Raw genomic sequence first — 12,611 nt, forward strand, 5'->3', positions numbered from 1 at the left:
TACCCATACTCATATTAAGCCTCCCCAACCGTCAAGATGGTACCTTCCATGCTATATTCTGGAACAGGTAAATTCAGCGGTGCAGGAACGCCACTATAGACACGGCCTGCTAAGTCATATTTTGATCCGTGACAGGGGCAAAAAAAGCCGCCGTACCAGTCGTTACCACCCAAATCGGTTGCGCCCACATCAGGACGGTAGTTCGGTGCACAGCCTAAATGCGTACACACGCCTTCGACCACCAAGACTTCTGGTGTCAAAGAACGCTCTGGGTTTTGGCAATACTCTGGTTGTAGCGATGCTTCTGAATTAGGGTCAGATAGTAATGGCTTAACTGACTCAAGCGTGCTCAACATGTCTTCGGTACGTTTTACCACAAAGATCGGTTTACCGCGATATTTGACGACAATCATCTGTCCCGCTTCAATAGAGCTGATGTCTTGGGTGACTGCAGCCCCTGCAGCCTCAGCTTTGGCGCTCGGGTACCAAGAGCGGACAAAAGGTGTTGCCACAGCAGCTACCCCAGCTGCACCAATTGCGGCAGTTGAGGCAATAAGAACTCTACGGCGTTGTACGTTAACGCCTTCGGCTTGGCTCATTAATACTTCCTCCAGGTGAATGAAATGGGATTATCCCACACTGGGTTTGTGGCTTAGAAAATATACAATATCAAGCCACTTTAGCTGTGCCTAATTTTGCTAATTGTTGCTATTCTAAGCTATTTCGGTGATAAAATAAATTATTGCGTTAAAAATAAAGCAACCTTGAGAGAACACGGTATAAGGTTGAATAGGGTAACCCATACAAAAAAGCTGGATTATCAACGTCTAACATCCGTTTTGTTTCGATAAAGGGCGCAAAGGCGCTTCAACGGTTTTGCAAACGATGGTCACGTGATGACCTTATAATCAATAAGGATATTCAGCAATAGCGAATGATACTTGAAATTCAGGCAATGTTCACTAACTTTCAGTACTTAAGCGTTATGTCTCTCATCGTCAATCAACAATCACCACTTTAGCGACAAAAGCGGTGATCTTTTATTATCCTAAACACGTCTTTAGGCGATTAGCCTTCAAGCTCACTCCAGCGTTCAAGCTTGCTCATCATCTCCTCTTCGATGGCCAACAAGCGCTCACTGGCGGCCGTCGCGGCATCAAAGTCGGTGGTAAACCATGAACCATCAGCCAGCTTGTCTTCTAGCGCCTTTTGTTCGGCTTCTAGCGCCGCGATTTCTTTGGGTAAGCTATCTAACTCGCGCTGCTCATTGAAGTTGAGCTTTTTGGCGGCTTTATTTGGCTTTTCAGCATCAGCTTTCTTGACTGATTTTGACGCTTTAGTATTGCTAACGGGTGCTTTTGCGGCGCGCGCGGCTTCCTCGCGGTTTTTTTGTATCAAGTACTCTTGATAACCGCCGACATACTCTTTGACGATGCCATTGCCATTTTCATCCGTGTCAAATACCCAAGTGGAGGTGACCACATTGTCCATAAATGAGCGGTCATGACTGATCAGCAAGATGGTACCGTTAAAGCTGCTGACCGACTCTTCTAATAGCTCAAGGGTGGCCATATCCAAATCGTTGGTCGGCTCATCAAGCACTAATATGTTGGCAGGTTTTAATAATTGCTTGGCAAGTAATACGCGGTTGCGCTCACCACCTGATAAGGCTTTGACAGGTGTACGCGCGCGCTCCGGCGCAAATAAGAAGTCTTGCAAATAGCTCATGATATGGGTTTTTCGGCTGCCCACTTCGACAAAATCCGAGCCCTCTGAGACGTTTTGCGCGACGCTTGCCTCAAGGTCGAGCTGATCGCGCAGCTGATCAAAAAAGGCAATTTGCAAATTGGTGCCAAGCGTGACGCTGCCGGTCTTGGTGACCTCGTCATCCGACATATCGAGTAGGGCTTTGATTAATGTGGTTTTGCCTGCGCCGTTAGGGCCGACAATTCCAATCTTATCACCGCGCATGACCATGGTGCTAAAGTCATTGACGAGTACATTGCCATCATATTCAAGATGTAAGTTTTTGACTTTACAGACCAGCTTGCCGCTTTTTTCGCCTTCACCCATGGTGATGTTGACGTTGCCGACTTGCTCGCGGCGGTTTTTTCGCTCTTCGCGCAGGGCTTTTAGCTCGCGTACGCGGCCTTCGTTACGGGTACGACGGGCTTTGATGCCTTGACGAATCCACACTTCTTCTTGCGCCAGTTTTTTATCAAAATTGGCATTGTTTTTTTCCTCAGCAAGTAGCTGCTGCTCTTTTAGCTCTTGATAACGAGCGTAGCCTTTGGCGCCTTGGGTGACGTCATAGCTGGTCAATTGGCCACGGTCAAGCTCTACAATACGAGTCGCAAGCTTATCAACGAATGCTCTATCGTGCGTGACAAACAGTAGAGTTAGACCTTGCCAATCAAGCAAGAAGCGCTCTAACCACTCAATACTATCAACGTCTAGATGGTTGGTCGGCTCATCAAGTAAGAGTACATCAGGTTTGGTGACCAGCGCACGCGCGAGTAAAACGCGGCGCTTACGGCCTCCAGATAGCGAGGAGAGGTCGTCCTCTGGATCAAGCCCCATGGTGGTGATCAGACGGGTGGCATCGCGCTCTAAGTCCCAGCCATGGACGGCGTCGATATCATGCTGCAAGGTCGCCATGTGCTCGCAAGCGTCCATGTCGCCATTGGCGCACATCTCCACTTGCTTATTATAATTGATCAGCAGCTCAGCTGTGCGGCGGCTACCGCCCATGACGATATCGAGTATGCGTCCGCTCGACTCGGGGACGTCTTGCTCGAGCATCGCAACGCGCATGCTACTATTGGTGATGATCTCACCACTATCTGGCTGCAGCGAGCCATTGATCAGTTTAAATAAAGTAGATTTACCTTCGCCATTGCGGCCGATTAAGCACACACGCTCGCCTGCATTGATCGAAAAATCAATACCATCGAGAATGGGAGCGACGCCAAAGGCTAAGTGAATGTCTTTTAGATGTATCAGTGCCATAGAATGTCTTAAGCTTATATAATAGTGAGGTAGGGGTTGTTGCAAAATTGCCAGCAGTATAACATGCCACCGCATCACTGTAGTGCGCGTAAGTGGTTTTATCAACACTATTTATTACTTTGCATAGTGGCGGCGATTTAATGCCTGTTATCAAAGGTGACTGGCTACTATTGACTCTGCTGCAAATATGCTGCTGCCGAGTCTATTTGACCTTCTACTTACCATTATTTAGAGAACAACATGAATCAATTCAAAGATAAAGAGGACGGGTTTGGTATGCAAGATGACTTGCAAGCCCAAGTAGTCGATTTACAAACGAGCCTAGCGCATCTTGAGGTCACTGTCGAAAGGTTAAATGACGTCATTACGCGACAAGATAAGGATATTCATACATTGCAGCGTCAGTTACAGCTCATTTATAAGCAAATAGACGGTCAAGCTACTGAAGTGGGTATTGCACCATTTGATGTGATGGCAGATAGACCGCCACATTACTGATTTCTGAACCAATATCTGATGCAGGACTGGATATTTTTTGTTTGATTATTTTATATGCACATTATTAGATGAAGATACTGTTTAGTCATAAACAAGAAATAATGTGTTTTTGCAGTTGTTTTCGTGTGCCAAAATCTTTACTATCTTCACCCTCGGATGCTGCTTACTCATAAAAGTCGGGTTAAGTAGTGAAACAATGCGGATGTTTGGAGATATATAATGCGCGCAACTTTTCATTTAAAAACTCTCACAGTAGCTGTTGCTGCTCTATCTGTCGCTAGCGTTGCTAGTGCTGCTGGTCTTGATCGTTCAGGTCAAGACATTACCGCATTTCTACAAGATGGCACTTATGCCGAATCTGTTTATACTTATATTGATGCTGATGTGAGTGGTCAAGATTCATCAGGCAACAAAATTGACGACATTGCAGAAGATTACGACTTTTTCCGTTATGGCGTAAAAACAGATATCAATGACACCTTTAGTATCGGTATCTTATATGACGAGCCCTTTGGCGCCGCAGCCGACTATATTGGTAACAATAATTTTGTAGGCGCACCAACTGATGCTGTTAACAATATTATTGCATCACGTCTAGGTGAGTTAGGCGTCACTAATGTAGAAGGGTTGAGATCTCTAGTTGATGGGACTCAGGACCAACTAACTGCTGCTGAAACTCGTTTAAATGCAGCTAGAGAGCAAGTAAGACAAGCCCAAGCAGCTGTCAACCAAAACCCAGCACTTGAGCCTGCATTGCGCCCACAGATTGATGCTGGTTTAGCAGGTATCGCAGCTGGTGAAGCGCAACTAGCAGCAGGTCAAGCACAGTTAAATCAACTTGAGCAATTAGAAAGCTTTGCAGATGGTCGCCTTGCGAACAATGAAGGTACCAAGGTTGAAGTCCGTACTGAGAGCATTACAGGTATTCTTGGTGCTAAATTTGGACAAAATAAAGAATTTCAAGTTTATGGCGGTCCTGTCGCGCAGCGTATCAAAGCTGATGTAAAGCTTCGTGGTAGCGCCTATAGTGCTGCTACAGGTTATACAGCTCACATTAGTCCTGATACAGACTACGGCTATATTGCTGGTGTATCTTATAGCAAACCAGAAATCGCTTTGAAAGCTGCTTTAACCTATCGCTCAGAGATTGATCACAGCTCGAATATCGATGAAACATATCCAGTAGTAGCCGCTTTAGGTGGCGAGGCGAATCAAGGTAATACATTAGATATCACGACACCTAAATCAGTTAACTTCGATTTTCAAACTGGTATTAACCCTACAACCCTAGCGACTGCAAAAGTACGTTGGGTACCATGGAGTGATTTTTCTATCGTACCCCCACTATATAACGATGTTAGCAAGATTTCGACTCAGGATGATAAGGGGTTAGCGTTAGTTAGCTATGATGACGACCAATGGCAAGTAGAGCTAGGATTGGCTAAGCGCGTTGCGCCAGCACTTGCTATCAGTGGTACTGTTGGTTGGGACAGTGGCGCTGGCAACCCAGTCACCTCATTAGGTCCAATCGAAGGCTATTATAGTGCTGGCCTTGGCGCAAAATATAATGTTACCGAGAACTGGGCGATATCTGCTGGTGGTAAATACTTATGGTTCGGCGATGCTGATGGTCAAATTCCAACAAAGCAAGTTGTTAGCAAGTTTGAAGACAACGACGGTTTTGCGCTGGGTGTGAAGCTGTCTTATCAAGCAAAATAAGCACTAAATCAGTTGAGTTTTAAACTGAGATAAATACTAAAAAAGCGATCCATTATGGGTCGCTTTTTTTTGGCAAAAACAAATAATATGGTTAACCTTACTGGTGAATAAACATATGATTCTTTTATTTAGAGTCGACCATAGATGAGATTTCTGCTTAATCATAATGTCAAATAGATAGTTAATACTTATCAGTCAGTGAACGATTGTTTTAATACTTTGTTGTGCTATTCTTTATAAAAATGATGGCCTAAAACCGCTGACTTTTTTTACAAAAAAATTTTTATAAAATATATCTATTAAAATCAATTAGATATAGTGCATCATATAAGGTGCTATATAGACGATAAGAAAGCGTTTGTGAGGTAAAAAATGCCACATTATTGGCTCAATGAAACAGTGGTGAATATTCTATTAACATAAATCCATCTTTGTAAAATCTCTAAAAGAGTATTGCTATAGTATAGAAGTTTAATTATGATACTGAAATCAGTTACGTTGTCTTACATAGCGGTAATGTCTGATAACAACGAAAGTAAGGTTGCGTAAATCATCGTTACTTTCGACAGTTAAGTCGTTTGGCAAAGGATTGCATAGCATCGGCTGACGTTACTAGTACAGGTCACTAGTCTGTATAGTCTCCGAGCTACTTGCCAGTTATTTTATTCATGGAGGATATCTAAGTGTCTCAAAATTTTCCTATCTCTAAACTTACCCTCGCTCTGATCACGCTATCGGCTGCTTCATTGACGCAAGCTGCTGGTCTTGATCGTTCAGGTCAAGAAATCAAAGGCTTCTTTAATCCTGGCACTTATGCAGAAGTCGATTTTGCTTATATCGATACCAAAGTATCTGCCCATGATAATGCCGGTGCTATCGTCACTCCTGCAGGTGAGATTCGCAATGGTATTACTTCTGACGAAGCTTCATACGAAAAAGGCGTCTCAACTGGTGATGCAACTCCAGATACATATAGTTTTATGCGCTATGGCGTCAAAACCGACATCAATGAAAATATCAGTATTGGTGTTTTCTATGATGAGCCTTTCGGTGCAGAAGTAGAGTACTCTGGCGATAACACGTTTGTCTCTCAAGCAGGTAAAGATACTATTGCCGACTCGTCAACTGGGACATCCGTTCCAAATGAATTGATCAACTCTTCGGTACTAGACCCAGATTACGACAAAAATACCAACGTAAGTGTACACACTGAATCATGGACAGGTTTGATCGGTTATAAGTCCAATGGCTTTCAAGTCTATGGCGGTCCTGTGATGCAAAAGGTAAAAGCAGATGTGCACTTGCGTGGTCAAGCATACGGTCCGTTGACAGGCTACGATGCTAATGTGAATAGTGACACTGACTATGGTTGGGTAGCAGGTTTGGCGTATAGCAAGCCTGAAATCGCCTTAAACGCTGCCTTAACGTATCGCTCAGAGATTGACCATAAAACCCCAGTGGGAGAGAGAATACCTCTATTAGGGTCACCTTTACGAGATACAGCATTAGGCAAGCTTGACATTGATCCAGACTCTGCGCTTGGTCAATCAATCGGTGAATATGCCACCACTGATGCGACAGTCACAACGCCTGAGTCTGTGAACTTAAATATCCAAACGGGTCTAAGTGAAAAGTATCAGCTATTAGGTACATTAGATGTACGCTGGGTACCATGGAGTGATTTTACCATCGTACCACCATTATACAATGCTTACTCTAAGGCTGCAGTTCCAGAAGGCTTGCCATTACTGTCTTATGAAAAAGATCAGTGGAAAGTCGATGTGGGTCTGGCTAAACGCTTTAACGAAAAACTAGCGGGTTCATTTGTAGTGGGCTATGACTCAGGTGCCGGTGATCCGGTGAGCTCGCTTGGTACTATTGAAGGGTTCTATAGTATCGGTGGCGGCGTAAAATACAATGTCACTCCTGAATGGGCGGTATCTGTGGGTGGTAAATATCTGAAGTTTGGCGATGCGACTGGACAACTACCTAACGGTAGTATCGTCAGCAAAGCTGAAGACAATGATGGCTATATCGCGGGCGTAAAGCTGTCTTATCAAAGCCAATAAATTGTGATATCTCACTATCTGAAATCTAACTATAACGGCTTATCTAGCTTATGAGCCAGATAAGCCTACATCACGTCGATACATGTATTTAATTTTTAATAAATGAACGTTTGCGTCATGTTTTATCAGCAGGTAATCGCTGCAACAAATTGACTTTGCAAACTAAATTTGATTATCTATATATCGTACAGACCCATCCTATGTCGTACGAGTAGATAAAGGACTATCTATCAATCATCCATGGAGGAAGAAGAATGTCACCTAATCGTCATTCAATCTCAGCTGTATCAACCGCTAAAAAACTAAAAACTCCACTTAAAGCCAGTGTTGTCCTTTTGACGTCAATGATTTTGGCCGCCTGTAATACAACAGATGAGCCTTCTTATAATCTTGATGATGTCTTTAGCCCAATACCTGGTGCTACCGATAAGCAACTAGAAGAAGCGAAAGCTGAAGCCGAAAAAGCAAAACAGGAAGCTCAAGAGGCGAAAGAAGAAGCTGAAAAAGCAAAAAAAGAGGCTGCCGAGCAAATAGCTGCTGCTGAAAAAGCAGCTGAAGAAAAGGCGGCATCAGCCCTCAAAGCAAAAGAAGAAGCTGAAGCTGCTGCTGCTGCTGCTGAAAAAGCAAAAGCAGATGCCATTAAAGCAAAAGAAGAGGCTGAACAAGCATTAGAGGATGCATTAGCAGATGGGGGTGGTTCAGAAGCGCTTCAAAAAGAAGCTGATCGCAAGGCGAAGTTAGCAGAAGAAGCTGCCGCTGCTGCCGACGCAGCTGCCGCTGCCGCTAATACTGCCCAGCAAGAAGCAGAGGCAGAAGCGACTGCAGCTGCAGCAGCACAACAAGCTGCGCAAGATGCGGCATCAGCTGCTGAAATTAAAAACGCGCCTCAAACTACTAAGTCAGGCGTCCAGCACATCAGTATCAACGCCACTGGAGTAGGTCAAGGTATGCTGACCACCACCACACGTGACTTCGACATCACTGATGAGACTGAGGTTGACGCTCGTGCAGACACAGCTTCAGGTGGCTTGGTCTCTGATCCAGTAACACTAAAAGTTAGTGGTGATAGCGATGCAGAAGTAGCAGGCTCTAACGGCTTCAAATCGTTTGAAAATACCACCAAAGTCAATACAGCTTCATTGGGTGAGCAAAACTTAGTCTATACCTCAACCTACAAAGACTTTAGTGATGATTTAAGAGTTGCACATATTGATGGTGCAGCTGCTGGTCTGCTGCCAGTCAATGGTGTCGCCGTAGTAGGTAATGCGACTGAAGCTGCTAATGTGCCAACAGAAGGTAAAGTGGGCTACACAGGTGAAGCAACTTATCGCGCATTGGGCACAGACAGCAAGGTTGAGTTTGGATCTTCAGTATTCACGGCTGACTTTGTGGCCAAAAACGTAAAAGGCGATCTAACCTTTAGTGATAAAACAATCGGTCTAGAAGGAACTATAGACGGCAATAAGTTCTCAGGAACTAAAGACGGTTATAACGCTGATGGTGGCTTCTACGGTGGTGATGCTCAATACTTAGGTGGTGTTTACGAAGGTAAAGGCGCTCAAGGTACTTATGGAGCCAAGAGTGACAATCAAATCGCAGCTGAGCAGGCAGCTAAAGATACAAAAGCGCAAGCAGAAGCTGCTGAAAAAGCGTTAGCCGCTGCCCAAGCAGAAGCGGCGGAAGCTCAAGCTACTGCAGAACAAGCTCAAGCTGATGCGGCAAAAGCGAAAGAAGCTGCCATTAAAGCACAAGAAGCGGCTGATAACGCTGGCAGTGGTGGCGATGATCAAGCATTGCAAGATGCTTTAGACAGAGCAGCTGCAGCAGAAGCAGCAGCGAAGAAAGCTAAAGAAGACGCAGATGCAGCAATCCAAGCAGCAGCAGATAAAGCGCAAGAAGAAGTTAAAGCGGCACAAGATAAAGTAACAGCGGCTCAGTCAGAAGCGAGTGCAGCTAAAGCGAGTGCAGCTGCTGCTGTAGCCGCCGCAGAAGCAGCCGAAAAAGATGCCGCTGCTAAAATAGCCGCTGCAGAGTCAGCCGCTGCAGAAGATGTAGCAGCAGCTGAAGAATTGGCAGAAGAAGCTAGATTAGAAGCTGAAAAGGCAAAAACTGCTAAAGAAAAAGCTGAAAAAGAAGCACAAGAAGCAGAAGACAGAGCAACTGCAGCAGCTGAAGCACAAGCAGCAGCTGAAAAGAAGGCTCAAGAGCTACAAGAACAGCTAGATGCGTTAACGCCAAAATTTGAATCTGCAGCTGAAGCTGAGAAATCAGGTGTACAGCATTTATCTGTTGATGCAAGTGCATTGCAGATGGGCGTCAAAACAACCACAACGCGTGACTTTGAAATCCGTAGCACCTCAGATGTCGATGCTCGTGCTGATTTGGCGCTTACAGGTGTTCTCCCAGGGCCTATAACCATTCAGGTATCAGGTGACAATGATGCTGAAACGGAAAATGGCTTCAAAGCTTATGAAGGTACTGGAAACGTAACTGGTGAAGGTGATTTGGCTTACATTGCAACCTATAAAGACTTTGGTGCTAACGGTGAGATGCGCATTGCCCATATAGATGGCACAGCAGCCAATGGCGCTGTACCTGTAGATGGTGTTGCGGTAGTAGGTAATAAAACAGTAACGCTACCGACAGAAGGTACGTTTGAGTATGCTGGTGATGCTACCAATCGTAAAGTTGGTGTAGACAATGCGATTGAATACGGTAGCTCTAAGTTCACGGCTGACTTCGTCAATAGTAAAGTTGATGGTACACTGGAGTTTGCTCAAGCTGGCGAAATTGGGCTATCAGCAGACATTGACGGTAACGAATTCTCAGGGGCGGCCGCTGATGAGAGTGGCTACAATACTGAAGGTGCTTTCTACGGTGAAGATGCCAACTTTATTGGTGGTATCTATGAAGGTAATGGCTCACAAGGTACCTTTGGTGCAGAGAAAGATGGTACAGCCGCTAATCCAGTTGAGCCAACTGAGCCACTTCCAGAAGCGCCTACTAACCCGGATGTAGCGGCAGATACTGAACTTACTGGCTTCCAAAGCAATACATTAAGTAGTGCTGAGGGTAGCTTCACAGAAGACGCTATCGGTTATGCAGAAATTCGTGACGACAAGTCTGACTTTACAGAAACGGTAGAGGTAGATGGGTCAAACGTTCCAGTAGATAATCGTGAAGGTAATAACTTTACGAACTATGATAGTTTCATAGCGCGTGCCGATATGACAAAACCTGACTCTGTTCAAGAACAAGTTTCGATAAACATTAGCGGTGATAATGATACTGATTATGGTAGTGGATTTAGTCTTCATACAGAGTCTACAACGGTTCAAGGGCCTGTAGCACTAGATCTAAACTATTCATCTGTGTATAGAAATTTTGATTCGCAAATGCAAATCGGTCATGTATATGGCGATCCACGTACTGATCTATTTGGTTTAGGTGACTTAGCACGAGTGTCTACCGTCTACGTACAAGGCAATGGTGCTAGTCTTGACGACATGCAGTATATGAAAGACTTGGCACAGTACAACATTGATAACAACATCAATGATGGTATGGTAGCGTATAACGGTGTCGCCACTTATATGGAAAATCTCCACCTCAAAGATGGTGAGCGTGGTGGACCAGTGGTTAATGGTACTTCTGCATTCGATGTAGACTTTGTTAATAGCAAGCTTGAAGGTACATTAACATTTGCAGATGGCGATTATCAGTATATGCCTACTGGCAACAAAATTGATATCAATGCAGATATCACTGGTAATACCTTTGCTGGTAATGCAAATAATATCGATACTGCTGGAGGATTCTACGGTGAAGATGCTAAATTCTTAGGTGGTGTTTATCAACAAGCTCTAGAGCAAGGCGGTAAAGGTGCTCAACCAGGAGAAGGTACAACCTTCCAAGGCACCTTTGGTGCAGAAAAGCAATAAATTAGCCTATTAGCTCAAAGCGCCTTCGGGCGCTTTTTTTTGTTTATAAAAACCATAAGAGTACTGCTTAATAATAGGCTTAGGTTTATATTTTTATTTGATTTTATAAAGTATCTAATACACCGTATTAATCATAATGGTGGTAATACTTTTTAAGTATTGCAGTAAATTTAACTTAGTATTCTTGCCTGTAGAGATATTGTTTTTCTGTTTTTAAAGTAATTGGGTAAAAATTAATAAATAAGTGAGGTATTAGTAAGTTTATTTTTTATTAAAAATATTGATTTTATATAATATATCTATGTTTAATATAACAAATTTTCTTTATTTATCCCAAAGTATTGATTTTGCTATATTTTTAATTAATATATTTTTATAAATATTGTAACTAATAAATGATGAATGAAATGGATATGTAATATTTAAATTACTATTATTGGGTCTGTCAGGAATGAGTGTTTTATTAACTTTAAATAAAAACCGATTCAAAACATATCATTTAAAAGAAATAGGAAATTAATTGGTAACCAAAAGTTACATTATTCATAATTGCAGATATATTTATTGACTTTTTATAAGTGATTTGTTTATCTATGCGTGGCACTAGATATTTGTTGTGCCTAGTATGGATAAATAATGGACTGTTATCAATTCTTCATGGAGGAAGACGAATGTCACTTAACCGTCATTCAATATCTGCTGTAGCGACAGCAAAAAAACTAAAAACGCCGCTGAAAGCTAGCGTCGTTATTTTAACCACTGTAATCCTAGCATCGTGCGCTAGTGATGGTGGAGACAGCACCACGCCCAAGCCATCCCCTACAATACCTAAAGATGACAGTGGAACTGCAGGAGGATCAGAAACTGAGGGTAGCGGCGTTGATACTGGCAGTAATGCGCAAGCAGAGGCTGCGATCAAAGCCGCAGAAGCCAAAACAAAAGCAGCAGAAGCTGCCTTAAAACAGGCAAAGGCCAAAACGAAGGCTGCAGAAGACGCACTTAAAGCTGCTGAGATGAAATTTGGTGTCGAGTCACAAAAGGCGGCAGAAGCGTCACAAAAGGCGATTGATGCAGCAAGATCAGAGGCGGCAAAAGCGAAAGCCGCAGCAGAGGCCGCTAGGGTAGAAGCAGTCGCAAAGATTGAAGCGGCGGCACAAGAGGCCGAAGGTAAGATAAAAGCTGCTAAAGAGGCGGCAGCTAAAGAAGCCGTAGCTAAAGTGAAAGTTGCTGAAGCTAACGCAAAAGCTGCTGAGGCCCGTGCAAATACGGCAGAAGCCAAAGCTAAAGAGCTACAAGATTTGTTGGCATCAGAAACGGCTGCCAAAGAAGCCGCTGAGGCAGAAAAGAAAACAGCCGAAGCTGAGACTAAGAAAGC

At 43.8% G+C, this 12,611-nt stretch carries 6 protein-coding genes and 1 pseudogene; 5 read left to right on the top strand and 2 right to left on the bottom strand.

Annotated features, from left to right (window positions below):
• Positions 1 to 14 precede the first annotated feature (14 nt).
• On the bottom strand, positions 15 to 599 hold the full coding sequence (petA, locus tag NK638_RS00610) for a ubiquinol-cytochrome c reductase iron-sulfur subunit (RefSeq protein ID WP_274631504.1): 585 nt from the start codon (positions 597 to 599) through the stop codon (positions 15 to 17).
• Between the two features lie 469 nt (positions 600 to 1,068).
• Positions 1,069 to 3,009 (bottom strand): ATP-binding cassette domain-containing protein, encoded by a 1,941-nt coding sequence (locus tag NK638_RS00615; RefSeq protein ID WP_274631505.1) that lies wholly within the window; start codon positions 3,007 to 3,009, stop codon positions 1,069 to 1,071.
• A 240-nt stretch (positions 3,010 to 3,249) separates the two neighbouring features.
• Here NK638_RS00615 and NK638_RS00620 point away from each other — a divergent pair, with 240 nt between their 5' ends.
• The 5 genes and pseudogenes from NK638_RS00620 to NK638_RS00640 form a co-directional block, all read left to right on the top strand.
• Entirely contained in the window at positions 3,250 to 3,507 is a 258-nt protein-coding gene (locus NK638_RS00620; RefSeq protein WP_274631506.1) for a SlyX family protein, read from the top strand.
• 219 nt (positions 3,508 to 3,726) lie between these two features.
• On the top strand, positions 3,727 to 5,226 hold the full coding sequence (locus NK638_RS00625; RefSeq protein WP_274631507.1) for an OmpP1/FadL family transporter: 1,500 nt from the start codon (positions 3,727 to 3,729) through the stop codon (positions 5,224 to 5,226).
• A 683-nt stretch (positions 5,227 to 5,909) separates the two neighbouring features.
• Positions 5,910 to 7,295 carry an OmpP1/FadL family transporter gene (locus tag NK638_RS00630; RefSeq protein ID WP_274631508.1) on the top strand — a complete coding sequence of 462 codons (1,386 nt, stop codon included), beginning with the start codon at positions 5,910 to 5,912 and terminating at the stop codon, positions 7,293 to 7,295.
• Positions 7,296 to 7,549: 254 nt separating this feature from the next.
• Complete coding sequence (locus NK638_RS00635) at positions 7,550 to 11,236, top strand: transferrin-binding protein-like solute binding protein (protein ID WP_274631509.1); 3,687 nt, start codon at positions 7,550 to 7,552, stop codon at positions 11,234 to 11,236.
• 671 nt (positions 11,237 to 11,907) lie between these two features.
• Positions 11,908 to 12,611, top strand: a pseudogene (locus NK638_RS00640) (hypothetical protein); the annotation flags it as partial.

The organism is Psychrobacter sp. A3 (assembly GCF_028823565.1).
In the GTDB taxonomy this organism is placed as follows: Bacteria; Pseudomonadota; Gammaproteobacteria; order Pseudomonadales; family Moraxellaceae; genus Psychrobacter; species Psychrobacter celer.